21 protein-coding genes are annotated in these 21,718 nt (G+C 40.7%); 6 read left to right on the top strand and 15 right to left on the bottom strand.

Annotation, left to right across the window (positions count from 1 at the left end):
- Positions 1–530: 530 nt before the first annotated feature.
- Genes AUR67_RS20650 through gpmM form a run of 4 tightly spaced genes read right to left on the bottom strand, consistent with a single transcriptional unit; the run spans position 531 to position 5,316 of the window.
- The gene (locus AUR67_RS20650) at positions 531–1,289 is read right to left on the bottom strand and encodes a divergent polysaccharide deacetylase family protein (RefSeq protein ID WP_058586642.1); all 759 of its coding nucleotides are present in this window, start codon (positions 1,287–1,289) and stop codon (positions 531–533) included.
- Positions 1,290–1,324: 35 nt separating this feature from the next.
- Positions 1,325–2,593: a S41 family peptidase gene (locus AUR67_RS20645; protein WP_058586641.1), complete on the bottom strand. Its 1,269-nt coding sequence runs from the start codon at positions 2,591–2,593 to the stop codon at positions 1,325–1,327.
- Positions 2,594–2,628: 35 nt separating this feature from the next.
- Positions 2,629–3,768: a murein hydrolase activator EnvC family protein gene (locus AUR67_RS20640; protein WP_058586640.1), complete on the bottom strand. Its 1,140-nt coding sequence runs from the start codon at positions 3,766–3,768 to the stop codon at positions 2,629–2,631.
- 3 nt (positions 3,769–3,771) lie between these two features.
- On the bottom strand, positions 3,772–5,316 hold the full coding sequence (gene gpmM, locus AUR67_RS20635) for a 2,3-bisphosphoglycerate-independent phosphoglycerate mutase (RefSeq protein ID WP_054562803.1): 1,545 nt from the start codon (positions 5,314–5,316) through the stop codon (positions 3,772–3,774).
- A 192-nt stretch (positions 5,317–5,508) separates the two neighbouring features.
- Here gpmM and AUR67_RS20630 point away from each other — a divergent pair, with 192 nt between their 5' ends.
- Genes AUR67_RS20630 through gpsA form a run of 4 tightly spaced genes read left to right on the top strand, consistent with a single transcriptional unit; the run spans position 5,509 to position 7,770 of the window.
- The gene (locus AUR67_RS20630; protein WP_054562817.1) at positions 5,509–5,940 is read left to right on the top strand and encodes a rhodanese-like domain-containing protein; all 432 of its coding nucleotides are present in this window, start codon (positions 5,509–5,511) and stop codon (positions 5,938–5,940) included.
- A 30-nt stretch (positions 5,941–5,970) separates the two neighbouring features.
- Complete coding sequence (gene grxC, locus AUR67_RS20625; protein WP_054550973.1) at positions 5,971–6,228, top strand: glutaredoxin 3; 258 nt, start codon at positions 5,971–5,973, stop codon at positions 6,226–6,228.
- Between the two features lie 42 nt (positions 6,229–6,270).
- Complete coding sequence (gene secB, locus AUR67_RS20620) at positions 6,271–6,759, top strand: protein-export chaperone SecB (RefSeq protein WP_058586639.1); 489 nt, start codon at positions 6,271–6,273, stop codon at positions 6,757–6,759.
- A gap of 3 nt (positions 6,760–6,762) precedes the next feature.
- The gene (gene gpsA / locus AUR67_RS20615; protein WP_058586638.1) at positions 6,763–7,770 is read left to right on the top strand and encodes an NAD(P)H-dependent glycerol-3-phosphate dehydrogenase; all 1,008 of its coding nucleotides are present in this window, start codon (positions 6,763–6,765) and stop codon (positions 7,768–7,770) included.
- A gap of 74 nt (positions 7,771–7,844) precedes the next feature.
- On the opposite strand, the gene AUR67_RS20610 is transcribed toward gpsA, so the two are convergent.
- Positions 7,845–9,755, bottom strand: coding sequence for a putative bifunctional diguanylate cyclase/phosphodiesterase (locus AUR67_RS20610; protein WP_152996556.1), 1,911 nt, complete (start codon positions 9,753–9,755; stop codon positions 7,845–7,847).
- 76 nt (positions 9,756–9,831) lie between these two features.
- Positions 9,832–10,296: a tRNA (uridine(34)/cytosine(34)/5-carboxymethylaminomethyluridine(34)-2'-O)-methyltransferase TrmL gene (gene trmL / locus AUR67_RS20605; protein ID WP_058586636.1), complete on the bottom strand. Its 465-nt coding sequence runs from the start codon at positions 10,294–10,296 to the stop codon at positions 9,832–9,834.
- Between the two features lie 101 nt (positions 10,297–10,397).
- Here trmL and AUR67_RS20600 point away from each other — a divergent pair, with 101 nt between their 5' ends.
- On the top strand, positions 10,398–11,306 hold the full coding sequence (locus AUR67_RS20600; RefSeq protein WP_082665683.1) for a cation diffusion facilitator family transporter: 909 nt from the start codon (positions 10,398–10,400) through the stop codon (positions 11,304–11,306).
- Here the strand turns inward: AUR67_RS20600 and AUR67_RS20595 are convergent.
- The 3 genes from AUR67_RS20595 to AUR67_RS20585 are packed head-to-tail and all read right to left on the bottom strand — an operon-like array spanning position 11,285 to position 14,303.
- Positions 11,285–12,226 carry an alpha/beta fold hydrolase gene (locus tag AUR67_RS20595; protein ID WP_058586635.1) on the bottom strand — a complete coding sequence of 314 codons (942 nt, stop codon included), beginning with the start codon at positions 12,224–12,226 and terminating at the stop codon, positions 11,285–11,287. The genes AUR67_RS20600 and AUR67_RS20595 overlap by 22 nt on opposite strands.
- Positions 12,227–13,612: an ATP-binding protein gene (locus AUR67_RS20590; protein WP_082665682.1), complete on the bottom strand. Its 1,386-nt coding sequence runs from the start codon at positions 13,610–13,612 to the stop codon at positions 12,227–12,229.
- Between the two features lies 1 nt (position 13,613).
- Positions 13,614–14,303 carry a response regulator gene (locus tag AUR67_RS20585; protein ID WP_058586634.1) on the bottom strand — a complete coding sequence of 230 codons (690 nt, stop codon included), beginning with the start codon at positions 14,301–14,303 and terminating at the stop codon, positions 13,614–13,616.
- A gap of 171 nt (positions 14,304–14,474) precedes the next feature.
- Between AUR67_RS20585 and AUR67_RS20580 the strand changes: the two genes are divergently transcribed.
- The gene (locus AUR67_RS20580) at positions 14,475–15,002 is read left to right on the top strand and encodes a Spy/CpxP family protein refolding chaperone (protein WP_058586633.1); all 528 of its coding nucleotides are present in this window, start codon (positions 14,475–14,477) and stop codon (positions 15,000–15,002) included.
- A gap of 57 nt (positions 15,003–15,059) precedes the next feature.
- Here the strand turns inward: AUR67_RS20580 and yacG are convergent, their stop codons facing one another.
- The 6 genes from yacG to AUR67_RS20550 form a co-directional block, all read right to left on the bottom strand.
- Entirely contained in the window at positions 15,060–15,293 is a 234-nt protein-coding gene (yacG, locus tag AUR67_RS20575) for a DNA gyrase inhibitor YacG (RefSeq protein ID WP_054562797.1), read from the bottom strand.
- A gap of 73 nt (positions 15,294–15,366) precedes the next feature.
- Positions 15,367–17,043 (bottom strand): type IV-A pilus assembly ATPase PilB, encoded by a 1,677-nt coding sequence (gene pilB, locus AUR67_RS20570; RefSeq protein WP_058586632.1) that lies wholly within the window; start codon positions 17,041–17,043, stop codon positions 15,367–15,369.
- A 193-nt stretch (positions 17,044–17,236) separates the two neighbouring features.
- Positions 17,237–17,836, bottom strand: a complete 600-nt coding sequence (gene coaE, locus AUR67_RS20565; RefSeq protein WP_058586631.1) for a dephospho-CoA kinase — start codon at positions 17,834–17,836, stop codon at positions 17,237–17,239.
- A gap of 2 nt (positions 17,837–17,838) precedes the next feature.
- Positions 17,839–18,735: a prepilin peptidase gene (locus AUR67_RS20560; protein WP_058586630.1), complete on the bottom strand. Its 897-nt coding sequence runs from the start codon at positions 18,733–18,735 to the stop codon at positions 17,839–17,841.
- A gap of 184 nt (positions 18,736–18,919) precedes the next feature.
- The gene (locus AUR67_RS20555; protein WP_058586629.1) at positions 18,920–20,149 is read right to left on the bottom strand and encodes a type II secretion system F family protein; all 1,230 of its coding nucleotides are present in this window, start codon (positions 20,147–20,149) and stop codon (positions 18,920–18,922) included.
- Entirely contained in the window at positions 20,133–21,614 is a 1,482-nt protein-coding gene (locus AUR67_RS20550) for a sulfatase-like hydrolase/transferase (RefSeq protein WP_161936948.1), read from the bottom strand. The genes AUR67_RS20555 and AUR67_RS20550 overlap by 17 nt, the downstream gene beginning before the upstream one ends.
- Positions 21,615–21,718: the final 104 nt, after the last annotated feature.

The raw sequence follows: 21,718 nt of genomic DNA, 5'->3' as shown, positions 1-21,718 counted from the left end.
GTGTAGCAGCTGCTATGTGAAAGTAGGTCATCGCCAGGCTCCAAATAAGAGAAAGCCCGATTCGAAAGAGTCGGGCTTTTTTGCGTTTGGGGCTGTTAGCCAGGTAGGTTGGGTAGAGCGGAGCGAAACCCAACATGAGTTAGCGAGCTGCAAGTTAGCAAGAGTAAAGTTGAACTGCGGGGTTTTTTAGAACAGAGTCACCCTCAGCAACAAAACCCCGTAGGAGTCACTTCAGTGCCGAATTCAGACCTTAACAAACACATTCACGGCAAAGCCATACCTACAAGTACACTTTGCCTAGAACCTAGAACCTAGAACCTAGAACCTAGAACCTAGAACCTAGAACCTAGAACCTAACTGCACAGGGAGACTCTGATCCAAACACCCACACCGCGCGGCTGATCGCTGAAAGCTGATAGCTCTGTGTTGGGTTTCGCTGCGCTCTACCCAACCTACGCCAGACCTCAAAACTTTACTCTTTCAACTTTCCCCTCGCTAACTTTACTCTCGCTAACTTACCTTTATAACACTCATTCCCCTTGCCTTTGCTCTGCTTTGGCTAGCTGAATGTATTTTGTTTCGACTAGTTGTGACAGGGGAACAAGTTCGAAGCCTTGTTGTTGCAGTTCAGGGAGGGCTTGTTGTAGAAAAGCAACTGTTTCTGGGTAGGGATGGGCAATGGCGATTGCGTAGTTGAAGTGTTCAGCTTTGCTTTTTAGTTCTTCAAGTTGATGTTGTAGCTGACTTTGGGTGACATTGTTATCAAGAAATACATGACGAGATACGTTAGCAACACCATACAGGTTAGCAACATTTTGCGCTTCACTTTGACTCGTTGTACGGCTATCTAAGAAGTACAAACCACGTTTCTTTAATACTTCCATCGTCCATTTCATAGGCTCAGTAAGCTGTGTTAGCTCAGAACCCATGTGGTTATTGACCCCTTTTACTTGTGGTAAAGAGGCTAACGCATGGCCAAGGGTTGTTTGTAACTCTGACTTACTCATAGTATCGGTGAGTGCACCCGGACCAAGCGCTTTGCTTTTATCTAGTGCTTGCATTGGTACATGTAAAAGTAATTCTTTATGAGTTTTACTAGCGCGTTCAGCAAATATTTGTGAATAGGGTGTATGGGGCAAGATTGAGAAGGTCACTTGCCCTGGTAAGTTTAATATTTCAAGATCTCGCTGATGATTGCCTATATCATCAATTACTATGGCTATTTGCTTTGCTTGGCAGAATAGCGGTAGGCAACATACTGCGAGTAATAAGCCTGTTTTTAGATTCACTTTTTGTAATTATTATATCCGTTGTGAGCATTTACTTACTGCATAATAAAGAGCTGCTTTGCTGTAAGTTGCTTTTTGTCTTGTCCATCTAGAAGTGAGCTAAAAAGCGCCAATTCTTGGATGTTTTTTATTATAACGCCTTGGTCAATTTCTGAAAGCATTGTTTGATTAATACTCACATCTGGGGTGATCCCCTTCCCATCGATAGATTGACCCGCAGGTGTGTAATAACGTGCTGTAGTCAGTTTTAATGCGGTATTACCGTTACCTAAAGGTATTAATGATTGCACTGAGCCCTTACCAAAAGAAGTTTCGCCAATTAGCACAGCTCGTTGATTATCTCTTAATGCTGCTGCAAGTATTTCAGCGGCAGAGGCTGAGTTTTCGTTAATCAATACAGCAATAGGAGCGCCACTGAGTATGTCGCCTTTATGGGCTTTATACTTCTGATTAGCTTCATTAAAGCGGCCTTTGGTTGATACTATGGTGCCGTTATCTAAAAACAGATCTGCAACTTCAATGGCCCCTTGCAATGTACCGCCTGGGTTATCGCGTAAATCAATAATTAAACCCGAAAGAGGGAAGCTATTGGTAACCTGCATTTTTGCAAGCTCCCGAGCAACATCGTGCAATGTGTGGTTATTGAATGAGTTGATACTGATAAGCGCAACGCCTGTATCTGCTAAATGGCCATGAACGCTTTGTAAGTTGATTTGTTGGCGCTTAATCGAGAAGTTTAGCTCAGTATCTTTCTCTCTTTTAACAGCTACATCGACAGCACTTTGACCGCTTTGGCGAATTAATTTAGCCACTTCTTCGATGCTTTTGTCTAAAATAGGTTGTTGATTAATCGCTATAACTTCATCATTTACCTGAAGACCCGCAAGCGCCGCAGGTGAGTTATTAATAGTGTTAACAATATAAACCCGACCATCTTCAACTTTTACTTCTATACCGAGTCCTGTGTATCTACCATTAGTGCTACTGAAGATAGCATCGAGCTCAGTTTCGTCGAGATATTTTGAGTATGGATCAAGGCGTTCGAATAACGCTTCGACTTGTAAGTTATCAGGCTGGGTTACAAATGAGTTTTGTAGTTTCAGATCATCAACATAATATGTATGGATATTAAATAGGATTTCGTTTAGTTGCTGATGCTGTAGTGACTGTAACGAGGGTTTTGCAACAGCCTGAAACGATTGCAGTATCAGGCATAGCAAGCTGACAAGTAATAAAAAAGACAGCTGAGTAAAAAACTTAGCTGGGGAAAAATGAGCTTTGTAAGAGTAAGTTGTGTTTAGCATCAGCTGCTCCTCATAGAGTGCAGCTATTTAATCAATTAAATGCGTCTGCACCATTTTACAGGATTTACTGCGCGTCCTTTGTGGCGTATTTCAAAGTATAGACCAGGATCCGGTTGTCCGCCGCTTTGACCGACTAATGCAATTGTTTCTCCTTCTCTAACAAGGTCGCCAACATCGCGAAGTAGAGTTTGAGCGTGACCATATAAGCTCATAAAGCCATCGCCATGATCAATAGCGATAACCCAGCCAAAGCCATTTAGCCAGTCTGCGTAAACAACTTGGCCGTTCTGTACGCTTTTAACATTACTGCCTTCTTTGGCGCTGATAAGTACGCCTTTCCAATCTATGTTACCGTGCTTGCGTTGTCCAAAGCGGTGGCGTAATGCCCCTTTGGTTGGCCAGTCGAGTTTGCCCTTACTACTTTGTAAGCCTAGTAATTCAACTTTTTCATTTCGCTCTTGTTCAAGCTCTTCAATAGCAGTGATCAGGGTTTGCTCATTTTCTTTTAAGTAATCAATAGAGCTTTTAGTTTCTTTTAACGCTGACTGGAGTTTATTTAGGTTAGTTTTACGCTCTTGTTGTGCATTAACTAGAGCTTGCTGGCGTCTTTTTTGCTCATCATATAAGGCAACTAGACGTTGTTTGGTTTTTTCAAGCTCAGCTTGGTTGTCTGCAATTTCTTGCTGTAGTGCTTTGAGCTCTTCAATTTGCTCAATACGCGCTTTGTTTAAATAATTATAATAACTTAGCGTGCGCTCAATTTTGGCTGTGTCTTGTTGGTTAAGCAACATTTTTGAGTAGTCATGGCTACCCGCCATATAGGCGCTTTTTAGTTGTGCAGCTAATAAGGTTTGGCGCTGTGCTTGCTGGGCTTTAAGTTGCTCAGCTTTAGCTTGTTGTTCTCGTTGTTGTTGCTCATTTTCTTTAACTGATTGGGCGGCAAGGTTTAATGCTTTGGCATTTTGAGCTATGTCGAGTTCATGGGCGCGCAGATCTTTGCGCATTTGGGCAATGGACTTGCGTTGACCTTTAAGCTCAGCCTCTGTTTTTTGTAAAGCTGATTGAATGTCTGATAAGTCTTTTTTGGTTTGATCTTCATTAGCAACAACCGAAGTTGCTACTAATGAAGTCAGTATTAAACCAGTTTTAAAGAAGTGGTTAATACATTTACTCATAGCTTATTTCAGCGTCATGATTGGTTTACCAGTCATTTCACTTGGCTGCTCTAAGCCGAGTAGGTGAAGCATGGTTGGAGCCACGTCACTCAATGTTTTACCATCATGTGGTGTTGCATCACGGCCAACATAGATAAATGGCACTGGTTCACTGGTGTGTGCGGTATGTGCTTGGCCCGTTGCTGGGTTAGCCATTTGTTCAGCATTACCATGATCGGCTGTAATAAGCGCTTCACCACCATGTTCTTCAAGCGCTGCAACTACACGACCAATACAATGATCAACAGCTTCACATGCTTTCACTGCTGCTTCGAATACGCCAGAGTGACCTACCATGTCTCCGTTAGGGTAGTTACAGATGATGGCATCGTATTTACCGCTAGCGATTGCTTCAACAAGCTTATCGGTCAGCATTTCAGAGTTCATTTCTGGTTGCAGATCGTATGTTGCAACTTGTGGTGATGGAATTAGTTCGCGAGTCTCACCAACAAATTCATCTTCACGGCCACCGCTGAAGAAAAAGGTCACATGTGCGTATTTTTCTGTTTCAGAAATACGTAGCTGTGTTTTACCTTGCTTCTCTAACCATTCGCCTAATACATTTGTTAAAGGCTCTGGGGCAAACGCAATCGGCGCTTTAATGTCTGCTGCGTACTCTGTCATCATCACAAAAGCGCTTAACTGTGGTGATTTTTTCTTATCAAAACCACTGAAGTCAGCATCAACAAAGGCACGAGTCATTTCACGTGCTCGGTCTGCTCTGAAGTTAGCAAAGATAACAGTGTCGCCGTCATTGATCTCAGCAGCTGCTTGGCCTTCTGGTACAACAGTTGTTGCTGCTACGAACTCGTCGTTCTCGTCACGTGCATAAGCCGCTTCTAGTGCGGTTACACCGTCAGTGTAGCTGTATTCAGCAATACCACTAACCATAACATCATATGCAAGCTCAACACGATTCCAACGGTTATCGCGGTCCATTGCATAGTAACGACCAACAAGCGTTGCTAAGCGGCCACAGCCAAGTTCTGCAAATAAGGCTTCGATGCGCTCAATTGATGCTTTTGCGCTACGTGGTGGTGTGTCGCGGCCGTCTAAGAAACCGTGGAAGTAAACTTCTTTTGCACCGCGCTTAGCAGCAAGTTCAATCGTTGCCACAATGTGGTCTTCGTGACTATGAACACCACCTGGGCTTAAAAGACCCATAATATGCACTGCTTTGCCTGCATTTACAGCTTTGTCGATATTATCAACAAGCGCTGGGTTGCTATCGAACTCACCATCATCAATGGCTTTAGTGATGCGAGTAAAGTCTTGATAAACGATACGGCCAGCACCTAAATTTACGTGACCTACTTCAGAGTTACCCATTTGTCCTGCAGGTAAACCAACATCAAGTCCCGAACCTGAAATTAATGTATGTGGGCGGGTTGCCCAAAGGTTGTCGAGTACTGGGGTATTAGCAGCAAGTATGGCGTTACTTTCTGTGTCTTCACGGTATCCCCAACCGTCTAAGATCATTAATACCAATGGTTTTTTATGCTCTGTCATTATAGCTCCTGAAGATTGGCACTTATATATCACTAGCATACCGTGTTTTATGGTTTTGATCAGCTATCAATATGTCATATTAAAATATTTCACGCCCTAGCATTTTCAATTCAAGCACGTATACTTGCGTGGCAAATTTTAATTAACCCATGGCTATGCGCTGTGGTACCTAAATTTCTTAGTGGAAAACGCATGGATCAATATATTGAATTTATCTCAAATCATCCGGTTTTGAGCATTATCTGGTTAGCATTAGTCGCTATGCTGATCAGCAGTTGGTTTAAAAGTAAATTTTCGGCTATCCGTCAAATCAACCCACAGCAACTTACCTTGCTAATTAACCGTGACGATGGTCAAGTGATTGATATACGTGCACAAAAAGAGTTTAACTCTGGCCGTATTGCAGGCGCAACTCACTTAAATCCAGAAAAAGCAAAGCAATCTGATTTTTCAAGCCTTGAAAAGTTTAAGACTAAACCCATTATACTAGTATGTACCACGGGCATGACTGCCTCAGGTATCGCAACTGCAATGCATAAAGCAGGTTTTGAGCGTGTTTATGTATTAGCGGGCGGTATGGGCGCTTGGCAATCAGCTAGCTTACCTACAACGACCGGTCGTTAATAAGGCTCATTGCCCGATAGAGGAATTATTATGAGTAATGTTGTTCTTTACACAAAAGCATACTGTCCATTCTGCCAACGTGCTTTGGCGTTATTAGATAGTAAAGGTGTAGACTACACGAATATCGATATTGGTGTTCACCCTGAGCGTCGTGATGAAATGATCGACAAAGCAAATGGTGGTTACACAGTTCCGCAAATTTTCATTAATGATGAACATATCGGCGGTTGTGACGACATGATGGCAATTGAAGCGCAAGGCCTTTTAGACGCAAAGCTTAACGCTTAATAAATTTTTAAATATAAAAACGAATACAAGTTAGGAATTACAATGAACGAAGAAAATCAAAACGCAGCAGCAGAACAACAAGCCGGCGCTCAATTCTCAATCCAACGCATTTACACTAAAGATGTTTCTTTTGAGACGCCTAACTCACCTGCTATTTTCCAAAAAGAGTGGACTCCTGAAGTTAAGCTTGACTTAGATACTCGTTCTAACAAATTAGAAGAAGGTGTGTTTGAAGTTGTTCTTGCTTTAACAGTAACGGCTTCAATCGGTGAAGAAACTGCATTCCTATGTGAAATCCAACAAGCGGGTATTTTCACAATTGGTGAAGTTGAAGAAGTTCAACTTGCACACATGTTAGGTGCTTTCTGCCCGAACGTACTTTTCCCTTACGCACGTGAAGCAGTATCAAACCTAGTTAACCGTGGTACTTTCCCACAATTAAACTTAGCGCCAGTTAACTTTGACGCACTATTTGCTCAATACATGCAACAACGTGCAGCTCAAGACCAACAGGCAACTGCAGACGCATAAGCTATGAGTACAGCACAATCAGCTGTTACAGTATTAGGGGCGGGGTCTTATGGCACCGCCCTTGCTATTTGCTTTGCCAGAAATGGCCACCCAGTGACCTTGTGGGGCCGCAATAGCGATGACGTTGCTACGCTTGCAGCTGAGCGAAAGAATCAACGTTATGTTCCGGATGTTAGCTTTCCTGACACCCTCCAACTAGAAGCAGATTTAGAAACGGCAGTTAAAGCAAGCAAGATCATTTTGGTTGTTGTGCCGAGTCATGCTTTTGCTGGCACACTGCAAAAAATCAAACCTTGGTTGTCAGAAGGTGCTGAGGTTGCATGGGCTACCAAAGGTTTAGAGCCTAATACAGGGCGTTTATTGCAAGAAGTAGCGGTACAAGAGCTAGGAGATGATGTTCCTCTGGCTGTGCTTTCAGGGCCTACATTTGCAAAAGAAATGGCAATGGGTTTACCAACCGCTATTTCGGTATCGTCGACTTCTCAAGATTTCGCTAAGCAGCTGGCTGATCTCTTACACTGTGGCCGCTCATTTAGGGTGTATAACAATGATGACTTCATTGGAATACAACTTGGTGGCGCAGTTAAAAATGTCATTGCGATTGGCGCAGGTATGTCTGATGGTTTCGGCTTTGGTGCCAACGCACGTACAGCCTTAATCACTCGCGGTTTAGCTGAGTTGTGCCGCTTAGGGTGTGCATTAGGTGCTCGTTCAGATACCTTTATGGGTATGGCCGGCCTTGGTGACTTGATTTTAACCTGTACAGATAACCAATCTCGTAACCGTCGTTTTGGCCTTGCACTTGGCAAAGGTGAAGGCGTGGAAGCCGCGATTGAATCTATTGGTCAGGTTGTTGAAGGCTACAGAAATACCAAAGAAGTGTATTTACTTGCTGAACGCACAGGTATTGAAATGCCAATAACGGAGCAAATTTACCAAGTGCTTTATGAGAATAAAGATGTAAAAGAAGCTGCGATGGCACTACTTGGCCGTGAGCAAAAATCTGAATAATTTAGATTGTGCACTTTTAAATAAAAAACGCGATTGATTAATCGCGTTTTTTATTTGAAGTACATTTGTAATCGTTAGCTAGATTGCTGTTTTTCTAGCGTGTCATTAATAAATTCGCTGACTTGGTTGGCTTTTAATGGCTTGCAGTAATAATAACCTTGTTGAAAATGACAGCCCATTATATGCAGCATGTAAGCTTGCTCTTCAGTTTCTACTCCTTCAGCAACCACATTAATATCCAAATACTTAGCTAGCCGCACTATGGTGGCGGTGATATTACGATCTTGGTCGTTTTTATCGATGTCTTTTACGAATGACTTGTCGATTTTGAGCGTATCGATTGGAAAACGCTTTAAGTAACTGAGTGATGAATGACCCGTGCCAAAGTCATCCAGCGCGATATGCACACCAATCGATTTAATACGTTTCATTTGCTGCTCAGCAAATTCGGGGTTATCCATCATGGCGCTTTCTGTGATCTCGAGTTCTAAGCAATGCGCTGGTACGTCAAATTTTGCTAAGTTGTCTATGAGGGTTTCAATAAGGCTACTTTGCTGAAAGTGTAAGGCTGAAATATTAATAGCGACATTACCAAACGAAATGTTTTGTTTTCGCCACTGGGCCAGTTGATTAAGCAGCTGCTCCATCAGTAATTGGGTGAGCGGAATAATGGCACCATTTTGTTCAGCAAGCGGTATGAACTCATCGGGGTTAATCACACTGCCATCTTCTTGAGGCCAGCGAACTAATGCTTCAAAGCCGTATAACTGATTATGCTGGGCATCAAACTTAGGTTGAAAATAAAGCTCAAACTCATTGTTGGTGATTGCTTTGAATAAAGCGCTCTCTTTGGTTAACTCGGTTGGGTCGAGTGTATGACGGTCTTTATCAAAAAATTGATACGTATTACGGCCCATTTTTTTTGCATGATTCAAAGCGCTATTTGCACTGCGCATTAAGTATTCACAGTTGTAGGCGTTGTCTGGGTAGATAGCTAGACCACAACAGGCCGATAGCGAGGTCTCAAAACCATCTAACATAAATGGGGTTTTAAACTGCTGAAGCACGATGTCTGCGGTTTTTTTCGCAAAGAATACGGTTTTGCCAGAGTAAAGATAGGGCGGCACCAGTACCGCAAATTCATCTGCACCGAGTCTTGCAATGGTAAAGCCTGAATTTAGTGAGTCAGTTAAACGACAGGCTACTTCTTTTAGTAGTACATCGCCAATTGTGTGACCGAGCGAGTCGTTAATCTTTTTGAAATTATCTATGTCGATAAAGATGATTAGTAGACTAGGGTAAGTGTCGTTACAAGCATTGATTGCTTTTTCAAGGGACTCTATAAAAATGGCACGGTTTGATAAGCCTGTGACACTGTCTTTGGTAGTGAGCTTGAGCATAGTTCGCTCGTTATTCTTACGAGCAGTGACATCAGAAAACATACCAACGTAACGTACAGAGCTTTTTGTAAAGCGTGGTGTGGTCACTTTTGTTATACATAAATCAATGGCGTAGGGTTGCCCATCTTTGCGTAAATTCCAAATTTCGCCAGACCAATAACCATCATTACTCAGCTCTTGTTGGATAATTTCCTCGAGTTGTGTATCACGACCGGCTTGCGTTAATGCTTTGAATTTTTTACCAAGTACATCGGCTTTTTTATAACCCGATATTTCACTAAATGCGTTATTAATTTCTATGATCCGAAACTGTTCATCGGTGACCCAAATACCATCTTTAGACTGGGAAAGTAGAGCATCCATCAGCGTCATCTTTTGGTTTCTTTGATAATAGATAACCGCACCAATGAGGATGACAATCGCTAGAAAGATTAGTAGTAATAGGGGAGTCGTATTGGGGGCTTGTGAGTTAGAGGGATTAGACACAGCAGCAGAAGCAGCACTAGAAAAGTGCTGCATCAGCAAAATGATACTGCATACTCGGGCAAAAAAGCGCATTAAATCCATCTTTAGGAACAAACTCACCTATTTAGGTTAGTCCATAAAAAATGGTCGTGCTAAACAATTAGTGAATATTTATTACAAGCGCTTTTTCAATGAGTTATTGACCGTTCACAAAACCCAGCTGACGCCAAGATTCATAAACAAATACAGCAACTGAGTTAGATAAGTTCATACTACGGCTGTCTTTTTGCATTGGAATACGTACACGTTGCTCTTTCGGCAACGACTGAATTAGATCATCAGGTAAGCCACGTGTTTCAGGGCCAAACACTAAACAATCGCCAGGTTGATATTGTGCTTGATGATGAAATTGGCTGCCCTTAGTGGTGCAAGCATAGACTTTTTTCGGTTGGCATTTTTCTAGATATGCTTCAAACGAGGCATGGCGCTGTACATGACTAAACTCATGATAATCAAGACCTGCACGTTTTACGCGTTTATCATCCCACTCAAAACCAAGGGGTTCAATTAGGTGTAACGCATAACCTGTGTTTGCGCATAAGCGAATGATATTACCCGTGTTTGGTGGAATTTCTGGTTGGTACAACACAATATCAAGCATGTGAATCTCATTTATAAGGATTTGATCTGCTGCTGAGTATACACGAACTAGAATTAAAAGATGATATACTCAACACAGTTACTCACTAAAGGTAAGTTGTTGTGCAGCATCGTAGTTATGAGTTTTGGGTTAAAACAGCCAGTATAGTCACCATTGTTATGGTGAGTCTGATGATCGCGGCAAAAAGCTGGGCATGGCTTGCATCTGGCTCGGCGTCAATGCTGGGTTCATTGACAGATTCATTAATGGATATCACCGCATCATTGATGAGTTTTTTAGTGCTAGGTTATGCACTACGCCCTGCTGATGACGACCATCGCTTTGGTCACGGAAAAGCCGAAGCATTAGCCGGGCTTGCACAAGCTGCTTTTATAGCTGGTTCTGGTTGCTTTTTAGCGTTTCATGGCATTGAGCGCTTATTTAATCCAGTAACCTTAAAGCACTCTGATCTTGGTATTTGGGTCAGTATTTTCGCTATTTGTTGTACGCTCGTGGTGGTATTTGTGCAAACTAAGGTGATAAATCACACCGAATCAATCGCCATTAAAGCAGACTCGATTCATTATAAAGGCGATTTAATTTTAAACTTGGCGGTATTACTGGCAATTGTGTTAGCGAAGTACGGTGTCGCTTATGCCGATCCATTGTTTGCTATTGGGGTGGCTGTTTATTTACTTTATAACAGCTGGGATATTGCTCGCGAAAGTGCTGATCACTTAATGGATAAAGAGCTCCCAGATGAAGAAAAACAACAAATACTGGCCATTGTGAATAGCCATCAAGACGTATTTGGCGCCCATGATATTCGCACCCGCCAAGGTGGTAAAATTAAGTTTATTCAGATGCATTTAGAGCTGGAAGACTCATTATCATTGATAAGAGCGCATCAAGTTGCTGATGAAGTAGAAGCGTTAATTCAAACGCATTTTGATTGTGAAATGGATATTTTGATGCACCTAGACCCACTTTCTGTGGTTAACAAAACACGTCAAAGCTCAGCACAAAATTGATAAAAATCGCTGAGTATTGTTTGTCTGATCTCGTCGCGTTCACACAATAGTTCGTGGCGAGCGCCCGCATAGCTTTTTAGTTGTGCTTGCTTTTGCCTATGGGTAAGTGCAAATTGCGCAGCGTTATCGACCACAGTATCTTGCTCGGCGCTTGCGATAAACAAAGGAATATCGACTTTTTTATCGACTAAAGAAGCAATAAAATCAAACGATGCATTGAGCCAGCCATAGGTTACACCTCCTAGTTGTAAATCACCTTCTGCTGCATAAAGCTCTCTGAACAGTTTATATCGAATTTCACTACTGGTTAGTTCATTAGCTGCAAAGTCGACTGGTAAATAATCGCGTTGGCCAAATGCGTAACTGCGGCCAAGACCAAGTAAGGATGCAATTTTAGCAGCCAGTTTTGCTACAGGCTTTGGCGTGCCTTTAGTATAGATATCAAACATCGGCGCTGATAAAAAAGCACCCGCAAATTGATGCTGATAGCGCGATAGGTAATCATAGGCAATGGCACTGCCCATAGAGTGGCCAAGCAAAACCTGCTTTCCTTGCCAGTGTTGATGCACCACTTTTTCTATAAATACAGCAAAGTCATCTGCGTAGTCAGTAAAGCGGTTTACAAAACCCTTATGAGTGTTTTTTAAATGACGATAAGAGCGACCTTGCCCCTGGTGATCAACACTAAAAACTGCAAAGCCATTTTGATATAGCTCCCACAGCAACTCTTTGTACTTAATTAAAGACTCTATTCGGCCAGTACTGATAACGATGGCCGTTTTTGCTTGTTGGGGAATTGCATAGCCGTAATAAAGCTTGCCATGAGCGGTGCTCAGAAAGTCTTGCTGTAATTGCTCAGAAAAAAACTGATTAATATTAGGTAGGTTATTAACAAGACTTGCTTCGCTACTATAAAACATTTACTCACTCTTAAAAGGTAGACGGATGTTTACGCACAGTCCGCCATGTTCTTGGTTTTTAAGTGTTAGTGTACCATCATGTGCTGAGATAGCATTCTTTGCAATAGCAAGACCTAAACCTGTGCCGCCTGTGCTTCTATCACGAGCATGCTCCTGACGGAAGAAAGGTTCACACAGCCTTGCTAGGTTTGCTTCATCAACCCCTTTACCGTCATCACAAATAGTGATGTAGATAGCATCTGATTCAACTAAGCCTATTGAGATTGAATGTTCTGCGTATTTAATGGCATTGCGAAGTACATTCTCAAGCGCGCTGGCTATTAAGGTTTCATCGCATTTTAAATCGGCTGTTAGTGTACCATTTACAATAAGCTCTTTATTACTTTGCTTGGCCTCAAATTGAGCATCGTTGAGTACGTGATCTACAATCACTTGTAAGGACTGTGTACTCAACGCCAGAGTCTGGCTTTTGGCTTCTAAGCGTGAAACTTGAAGTACATCGGCAATCATTTTATCGAGCTGATTGGCCTCTTTTTCAATACGCTCTAAATAAGCGTGCTGAGCATCATCGGCTTGCATTTGTGCAAGGCCTGTGGCCATTTTTAAGCGCGTTAATGGTGAGCGTAGCTCATGAGAAATATCTGCTAGCAGTCGTTTTTGAGCGCTAATAAGCTGCTCAAGTTGTACTGCCATGGTATTAAAGTCACGACCAAGTACACCTAACTCATCTTGACGAGTAGGAGATACATCGGCACGGGCAGTTAAATCGCCATGAGCAAGCTTTTTTGCGGTTTCTTTTAAACTATTAATAGGTGCAATTAAGTTACGGCTAAAGAAGAAACTCAGCATCAATGAGGCGATTAAAGCAATAAGCAGCTTGAGCCAAACTGGCATAAGCCATAGGCTGACAAAAAACGGTTTTTTGCGTTTTTCATCGATTTCATAAAGATAAAACTTACCTTCAGGCACATTCAAAGCTACCGGCCCATAAGCTTGGTATTCATCGGTAAAAATAATTTGCGGACGCATATATTTGGTAAAGTTCAGCAAGCTTAAATCAATGTCTTTGGATACAGGTTCGCTAAGCATTTCAACACCATGAACCTCACCGTTTAAGTACAGTAACTTATGCTTTGATAAGCGCGGATGAGATAAAACCTCTTGAGTTGATTTTCCGTGTTTAGCAACAATGCGTTCAATACTTTTAGCAGTGTACTCAAGATTTTTCAGCATGGGTCCACGCAGGTCGTCATTGCCGACATTGCTCGTTAACTGGCTTAAAAACACCAGTATTGTGATAGTCGCTATGACAGTAACCCAAAACCAAGCAAAAATTTTTAAAAACAAATAATGGCGGGGATGCTTTAGCCAGCTTGGAGTTTGCATATTATTCGCCTTGTATTAATACATAACCACTGCCACGCATGGTTTTGATCCGTTCATTACTAACATGCTCTGCAATTTTTTTACGGATGTTGCTGACATGCATATCGATTGAGCGGTCAAAAGGAGCAAGGCGTCTACCTAATACTTGCTCACTTATTTGCTCTTTGCTGATCACTTCACCTGCATGTTGCACTAGCATGGCAAGGATCTCATACTCAGTGCCGGTTAGGCTAAGTACATTGTCATTAACAGAAGCCTCACGAGTTGCGAAATTAACATTGATGCTGTTAACACTCAATGAGCTGGTCTGTTGGCTCGATAAGCTATTGATATGTTCGATGCGACGGGTAATTGCTTTAACGCGAGCTAGCAGCTCTCTGTGGTTAAATGGCTTAGGAATATAATCATCTGCGCCTAGCTCTAAACCAAAGATACGATCAAAGTCTTCGCCTTTCGCGGTTAACATGATCACTGGAGTGAGCTTATGTTGCCTTAACTGCTTTAGCACCTCAAAGCCATCCATAGACGGCAGCATCACATCAAGCAATATTAGCTCATAGTTATGCTTAATAGCTTGCTTTAGACCTTCAGCGCCATCATGAACACACTCTACTGTAAAACCTTGTGCTGATAAGTACTCGCTGAGTAATTCGCACAATCCTGTATCGTCGTCGATCATTAATAGTTTCATTCTGACACCTAGCTATTTATTTCTTTGAGGTTATTTTACTCAGTAAATTGTGTAAAAGTGAATCTTTACACAACCTTTACACTGGTTTGCGTTACTTTGCATTGCATTAGTTATAGTTAACCCATCAGTCGGAAACGACAACAGAGCACAACCCAACAAAAGGTAATGATTATGACTATTTCAAATAAGCTTTCTAAATTCGTACTTGTTTGTGGTTTAGCAGCAGCCAGTGTAGGTGCTACTTCAGCAATGGCGAAAGGAGACTTTAACCGTGGTATGAACCCACAGGCTCGTTTTTTACTTTCTGAGCGTGGTATTGATAAATTACAACTTACCGAAGAGCAGCAAACGCAACTTAAAGCAATTTTTGCCGAGCAGAAAACACAATTTGCAGCATTGCGTGGCGATAAAGATGCAATGAAAGCCGCTCGTGCTGCACACAAAGAGAAAATGGATGCGTTATTAGCAACAAAAGCATTTGACGAAAATGCCGCATTAGAGCTGATTAATGCGCGCCAAGAAAAAGGTCAGCAGTTTGCAATGCTAAAAATGAAATCTGACCATGCGATTTGGCAGGTTTTAAATGCTGAACAGCGCGAAAGCTATCAAGAGATTAAAAAGCACCTGCGTAAAAAAGGTCACAAAAAGGGCCACCATGGTCATCGAGGCGAACGCAAAGCTGAGCGTTCTGAAGGTTAAAAGTGATAGGTTATATTAAAAAATGCGGCAATTGCCGCATTTTTTGTATTTGACGCTTTATTCTTTAAAGAATGAATCATCGTTTTTAGCCAGCATTGCTTCGATATCTTCAATCATATCTTGGCTCAAATCATTAGCATTGCTAATTGGGCTAGAAATTTTATTGTTTTCAAACGACCACTCGCCTAAATCAATTAGCTGGCAGCGCTTTGAGCAAAATGGACGATGCGGGCTTTGCTCTGACCATTCAACTTTGGCTTTGCATGTTGGGCAATTTACAACTGTTGGCATGGAATAACTCTCAAATAAGCACTTTTGTCAGATCTTACTGAACAGTAAGCTGATAATCCAGTAACGAATTTGTTTAGAAACTCGTTACTCGGTTTATTTCTGCTAAAGAGGTAACGCCATCGGCGGCTTTTTTAAGGCCAGATAAACGCAGATCATTGAAGCCTGAGCGCAGTGCTACTTCAGCTATTTCGAGTGAGTTACCACCACGCATAATAATTTGCGCTATTTCAGGGGTAATTTGCATTACTTCGTAAATACCCACTCGACCTTTATACCCTTCAGTACAGCTGTCGCAGCCTTTTGGTGCGAATAACTGAACCTCATTGAGCTTGTCTTTATCAAAACCTTGGCGAATCAATTCTTCATCAGGAAGTTTTTCTGGTGTTTTACACTTAGGGCAAAGTCGTCTTGCTAGACGCTGCGCAATAATAAGGCTGATAGAGCTTGCTACGTTATAAGCAGGAACACCCATATTTAAAAGACGAGTAAGAGTTTCTGGTGCAGAGTTTGTATGCAGAGTTGATAATACCAAGTGACCTGTTTGCGCCGCTTTAATTGCTATTTCAGCGGTTTCAAGGTCACGGATCTCACCAACCATTACTACGTCAGGATCTTGTCGTAAGAAAGCCTTCAGTGCATTGGCAAAGGTCATGTCTGCCTTTGGATTAATTTGTACTTGGTTAATCCCTTCAAGGTTGATCTCTACTGGATCCTCGGCAGTACTGATATTACGCTCTGGCTGGTTAAGAATATTCAAACCTGTATAAAGTGATACCGTTTTACCAGAGCCCGTTGGACCTGTTACTAAGATCATGCCTTGTGGTTGCTCTAGTGCGTCCATATAGAGTTTTTTCTGCTCTGGCTCATAACCAAGCACATCGATACCTAGCATAGCACTTGATGAGTCGAGAATACGCATTACGATTTTCTCGCCCCAAAGAGTAGGCAATGTACTGACACGGAAGTCGATACTTTTACGTTCAGTGATTTTAAGCTTAATACGGCCGTCTTGAGGTTTACGTTTTTCTGCAATATCTAATCGTGACATAACCTTGATACGCGCAGATAAACGGCTCGCTAAGCTATTTGGCGGACTTGCCATTTCATGCAAAATACCATCGATACGAAAACGCACGCGGTAACGATGTTCATAAGGCTCAAAGTGTAGATCTGATGCGCCTTTTTTAATTGCGTCCATCAAAATTTTATTGATGTAAACGATAATAGGGGCATCGTCTTTATCTTCATCTTTACTAGCTAAGTCACGAGGGGCTTCTGTTTCAAGCTCACCAAGTTCTTTAAACTCATCTTCACTTAAATGTAAGCCGCCTGCGGCATCAAGTAATTGCTCAATTTTGTTTTCAAGTTGTGTGTAATCAACAACGACCACTTCACATGAAAGGCCAGTACTAAATTCAAAGTTTTCAAAGGCACCATAGTCGGTTGGATCTGAGGCGGCAATGTAGAGCTTACGGCCCTTTTTAACTAGAGGTAAAATGTGGTGCTCACGAATTAGTTTGTCTTTAACTAGTTCTTCGCTAATGTTCGCAACGTCAAAGTCTTTGATGTCAAAATAAGGCACACGAAAAAGGTCTGTACATTGCTCAGCAAGCTCATGTCCAGCCATTCCACATGTTTTAGAAATAAGCTCTGCAGTAGAGTTATATTCGCGCTGCTTTGATTTTACGGTCTCTGCATCAATGCGACCGAGTGTAATAAATTTTCGAAGTAGCGGTGAGTTTATATTCATTGCGCACCTAGATTGATCCTTTATTGCCACAATCTAACAGAAAAAGTAAGGCTATTACATCAGTCTTGTCTGATTTTAGAAAAATTGCAAAAAAAATTAACCTAAAACTCAGTTGTTTAGAGTGTGGTTTGGTACTTTTGTATTGGTTTTGGGGGCTTTTATTAAATGAGAATCTATAAATAAAATCAATAGCCTAGTGAGAGTGTATTAGATACTTTTCATGCAGCCTCTGCACATCCATTTTTACTTTTTCAAGAGGGCGGTTATTATCTAAAATATCAGCTGCTTTTTGTTGTTTATCAGCTCTGCTCATTTGTGAAGCGATAATTTGCTTAGCTAATTCTACAGAGACATTATCTCGGGCTATAGTTCTTGTTATTTGTACATCAACCGGAACATCAATTAGCAAGGTATGGTTGCAGTATTTTTCTAAGCCATTTTCAAAAAGTAAGGGAGCAACTAAGATGACATAATTGCTGGTGGCTTGCTTTAATTGGCTCAGCATTGATTCTCGAATAAGTGGGTGCAATAAGTTATTTAGCCATTGCTTTTGTGATTCATCGGCAAAGATAATTGCTCTTAGTTTTGCGCGATCAAGGGTGCCGTTACTCGTGAGTATTTCACCGCCAAAATGTGCTGTAATTTTTGTAAGGCCAACAGAGTCAGGCTCGACGACTTCTCTGGCAACTATATCGGCATCAACCACCTGAATACCAAGCTCTTCAAACATGGCGCTTACTGCACTTTTGCCTGAGCCAATACCACCGGTTAGCCCTAAAACCCAGTTTGCCATAATTAGTAACCTAAATAGTTAAAGTAATAACTTTTAATTTGCTCACCCCAAAGTAAGGTGACCCATCCTGCGATGGCAAGATAAGGCCCAAACGGGATTGGCGTAGTTTTGTCTTTACCTTGAATAATGATTTGCGCAATGCCGATGATGGCTCCGACGACACTTGATAACAGTACGATAGTTAAAATATCTTGCCAGCCAAGTAGCGCACCAAACACGGCTAATAGTTTAAAGTCGCCATAACCCATGCCTTCTTTACCAGTAGCAAGCTTAAACAACCAATAGACACTCCATAAGCTCAGGTAGCCAACTGCTGCGCCGATAATGGCATCGCTCGGTGCAATGGTAATATCCATAGTGGCAGCAATCAGCGCTAACCAAACGAGTGGCAGGGTGAGCTGGTCGGGCAATAACATGTGATCTACATCGATAAAGGTTAATGCAACTAAAAACCAAGTAATCAATATATATAGAAGAGCTAGCTTTGTCGGGCCAAAAACAACGGCGACAACTAAACTTAGAACCGCAGTAAGCATTTCAACAATTGGGTAGCGCACAGAAATCGGTGTTTGACAATTTGCACAGCGACCTTTTAGCAATATCCAACTTAAGACAGGGATATTTTGCCAAGCTTTAATCGGTGCTTTGCATTTAGGGCAGGTTGAATTAGGTTTTACTAAATTAAAGGGAGCTTGTTCTGTTTGCTGTTTTGAATTGAGCTCATCGGCCAATACAATACGACACTCAGTTTGCCATTCTCTTTTCATCATCAGTGGTAAACGATAAATCACCACATTCAAAAAGCTACCAATACACAGGCTTACTAAGCCCACCGTCAAAAAATAAAACCACTGCTGACTTTGCATCGCAGTGGTTATATCAAGAAAAAAGTTTTCCATTAAAATACCTAACTTCAGGCCGTTTACAGGCCGATTTTATTTCGCTGTGTTGAACTATTTTTATTATTTATTTTATGTAGCAAGCAATCAACTAGCGTTTATAGTTTGCTTATAGCTTATAGCTTATAGCTTATAGCTTATAGCTTATAGCTTATAGCTTATAGCTTATAGCTTATAGCTATGTTTAAATCACCGAACCTAATTGGAATATAGGCAGATACATAGCAACAATTAAACCACCGACAAGCACACCTAAAATAGCCATAATTAGAGGCTCAAGTAAACTTGATAAACCATCAACGGCATCATCAACTTCTTGCTCATATATCGTTGCTACTTTAGCAAGCATACCATCGAGAGAGCCTGACTCTTCACCAATAGCAACCATTTGCACCACCATATCAGGGAAAATTTTAGTATTGCGCATCGCCCAGTTCATTAAATTACCTGAACTGACCTCGGCTTTGATTTCTAGAATTGCATAGCGGTATACCGCATTACCAGAGGCACCCGCAGCAGAATCAAGCGCATCAACTAAAGGGACACCAGCAGCAAAAGTAGTTGATAGAGTTCGCGCATAGCGAGCAACCGCAGCTTTATTTAAAATCATGCCAATAACAGGTAGTTTTAATATAGCCCTATCGTTAGCATCTCTGAGTTTTTTGCTTTTAAGTAGCGCTTCTTTATATGCAAAACCAGTTGCGATAACAGCAATCAGAATTATCCACCAATATTCCTGCATAAACTCAGAAATACCAATCACCATTAAGGTAAACCCAGGAAGCTCAGCTCCAAAGCCATTAAAAATATCTTGGAATTGCGGCACAACGAAGATAAGCAAAATTGAAGTTACAATGATCGCAACAACCAAAACTGCAATCGGGTAAAACATGGCTTTTTTAATTTTTGATTTTAAAGCCTCAGCCTTTTCTTTATAAAGGGCTACTCGGTCAAAAATTTTATCAAGTGCACCCGATTGCTCACCTGAGGCCACTAAATCGCAATATAAATCATCAAAATAGCGTGGGTGCTTTCGAAGGGCTTGGGAAAGTGGCACCCCCGATTTTACTTCATCGCCTATACCTTCCATTAATTTAGCGACACTTTTATTTTTTGTGCCGCTCCCTATCATCTCGATAGTTTGGATAAGGGGAACACCTGCCATCAGCATAGTGGCAATCTGTCGTGTAATTAAAGCTATATCTTTGGGGGTGATTTTTTGAACAGATTTAATACCAAATAGAGGTTTTGGTTTTCGTTTTACTTTAGAGGGAGTGATACCTTGCTTTCGAAGTTGTGCTTTGACTAAGGCAATACTTTGCCCTGAAAGTTCACCTTCAAGTTTTTTACCTCGAGAGTTAACACCTATCCACTGAAAGGTATCTAAGTCAGCTTGTTCAGATTGCTTTGCCATCCACATTTCCATTAACTAATAGGTAAGGTACATTTTTACAATATTTTGATTTAGAGTTAAATTGATCTTTGGAAAACAACGAGCATAGTTCTTTTAATAAAGTTTTAGCTAGCTCTTTATTTTGAAAATCACTAAATTTGTAAATTTTTTCTTCTTCTAAATCAGTAATAAATAGAGAGTTATTTAATTCTGGGTATATTGATAATTGCCATTTATCAAATATTACTCCTCTTTGCTTAATATTAACAAGATCTTTATAAAGTGTGTCTTTTATAACAGCTCTGCCTTGTTTATCAATATTATATAAGCTAATGCCTTTTCTAATAGTATCTTTTAAGTTTATAGAGCCATTACTATTAAAGCTTGGTTTTAGAGAGCTTTCTAAAGGAATGCTCCTTTCAGATTTTACTTTGAAAATGCTTTGCCCATCAAATTTTTTAGGTTCTGGCAGTTCCAGTATATCAAATACTGTTGGTGTTATGTCTGTAAGGGCAAAATTAAAGTCTTTATTCTTAACAGTTCTTTTTAATTCATTACCTTCTCTAAAAACTTTTAAAGATAATAAAACATTGAATTGAGATCTTGATATAATAGAGTTTCCATGGCCAGGAATATTCATAGAGTCGTTCCCACCCTTTGGCTGGTCAACATTTCTACCAAAACTTTCACCATGATCTGTGATTATAAAAACTATAGAGTCATTTAAAAAGCCTTCTTTTTTTAAATGCTTCATATATCTATGAACTTGCTTATCAGCGAGCCTAATTGAATCAATATATTTTCCATAAGTATTTTTACTGTCACTGGTGTTAAATTTTGTTTTATAAGGCCAGTGGGGGAGTGTGAAATGTGAAGAAATGAAGACTGGAATACCTTCATTTTTAATTTTATCTTCCAATTCATTACTAAAACTTGTTGGAGAATAATTCTTCCAAGAACCTCTATTATTATAAAGTTGAGGCATTAGATCTTTCAATAATGGAAGTTGAGATGTAATGGCTAGCATAGGATTCTCTACAAGTTGTGAAAGTACTAATTCATCAACGGTTTCAGGTGGGCCGATAACTTTATCGAAGTAAAAAGATTTATCAATATGACTGAACCTTCTTTCATCTAATGAAAAGTATGTTTTATAACCAATTTCTTTAAGAAAGTATGGGAGAGTTTCTTTTAAGTTTAAAAGTTCTAAATTAGTTAGGTTTAATCTAGCTCCATTTGAAGTCGGGTAATCTCCTGTCAGAATGGTTACCCATGAAGGGAATGTTCTGGCTATATGTGTATATGTGTTTGGTAAGTGTAGAGATGTATTAACAAATTCGTTAATAAATGGAGTGTTTTCTTTATTTATTAGATCCGTATTTAAAGAGTCAATACCAATAATAATTACATTTTTGTATTTGGAAGGCGCATATTCTTTTTTATTGTATGAGCTTTCTAGTTCTATAGGTTTAATAAATGCAATCATAGAAAGCAATAGAATGGTTTTTATTCTATTTTTTTTTATGAAAAAAGAGAGGAATAGGGAAGTGAATATTGTAATTGATAAAGCTGAAATAAGATATTGATTAG

This window comes from Pseudoalteromonas sp. XI10 (assembly GCF_001469895.1).
Classification (GTDB): domain Bacteria; phylum Pseudomonadota; class Gammaproteobacteria; order Enterobacterales; family Alteromonadaceae; genus Pseudoalteromonas.
This window is presented reverse-complemented; position numbering and strand designations above follow the sequence as displayed.

Bases quoted from the DNA above. Each gene is read 5' to 3' on its own strand.
- AUR67_RS20645 (WP_058586641.1), bottom strand. From the start codon at position 2,593: ATGCTAAACACAACTTACTCTTACAAAGCTCATTTTTCCCCAGCTAAG.
- AUR67_RS20640 (WP_058586640.1), bottom strand. From the start codon at position 3,768: ATGAGTAAATGTATTAACCACTTCTTTAAAACTGGTTTAATACTGACT.
- gpmM (WP_054562803.1), bottom strand. From the start codon at position 5,316: ATGACAGAGCATAAAAAACCATTGGTATTAATGATCTTAGACGGTTGG.
- AUR67_RS20630 (WP_054562817.1), top strand. From the start codon at position 5,509: ATGGATCAATATATTGAATTTATCTCAAATCATCCGGTTTTGAGCATT.
- grxC (WP_054550973.1), top strand. From the start codon at position 5,971: ATGAGTAATGTTGTTCTTTACACAAAAGCATACTGTCCATTCTGCCAA.
- secB (WP_058586639.1), top strand. From the start codon at position 6,271: ATGAACGAAGAAAATCAAAACGCAGCAGCAGAACAACAAGCCGGCGCT.
- gpsA (WP_058586638.1), top strand. From the start codon at position 6,763: ATGAGTACAGCACAATCAGCTGTTACAGTATTAGGGGCGGGGTCTTAT.
- trmL (WP_058586636.1), bottom strand. From the start codon at position 10,296: ATGCTTGATATTGTGTTGTACCAACCAGAAATTCCACCAAACACGGGT.
- AUR67_RS20595 (WP_058586635.1), bottom strand. From the start codon at position 12,226: ATGTTTTATAGTAGCGAAGCAAGTCTTGTTAATAACCTACCTAATATT.
- AUR67_RS20590 (WP_082665682.1), bottom strand. From the start codon at position 13,612: ATGCAAACTCCAAGCTGGCTAAAGCATCCCCGCCATTATTTGTTTTTA.
- AUR67_RS20585 (WP_058586634.1), bottom strand. From the start codon at position 14,303: ATGAAACTATTAATGATCGACGACGATACAGGATTGTGCGAATTACTC.
- AUR67_RS20580 (WP_058586633.1), top strand. From the start codon at position 14,475: ATGACTATTTCAAATAAGCTTTCTAAATTCGTACTTGTTTGTGGTTTA.
- yacG (WP_054562797.1), bottom strand. From the start codon at position 15,293: ATGCCAACAGTTGTAAATTGCCCAACATGCAAAGCCAAAGTTGAATGG.
- pilB (WP_058586632.1), bottom strand. From the start codon at position 17,043: ATGAATATAAACTCACCGCTACTTCGAAAATTTATTACACTCGGTCGC.
- coaE (WP_058586631.1), bottom strand. From the start codon at position 17,836: ATGGCAAACTGGGTTTTAGGGCTAACCGGTGGTATTGGCTCAGGCAAA.
- AUR67_RS20560 (WP_058586630.1), bottom strand. From the start codon at position 18,735: ATGGAAAACTTTTTTCTTGATATAACCACTGCGATGCAAAGTCAGCAG.
- AUR67_RS20555 (WP_058586629.1), bottom strand. From the start codon at position 20,149: ATGGCAAAGCAATCTGAACAAGCTGACTTAGATACCTTTCAGTGGATA.
- AUR67_RS20550 (WP_161936948.1), bottom strand. From the start codon at position 21,614: ATGATTGCATTTATTAAACCTATAGAACTAGAAAGCTCATACAATAAA.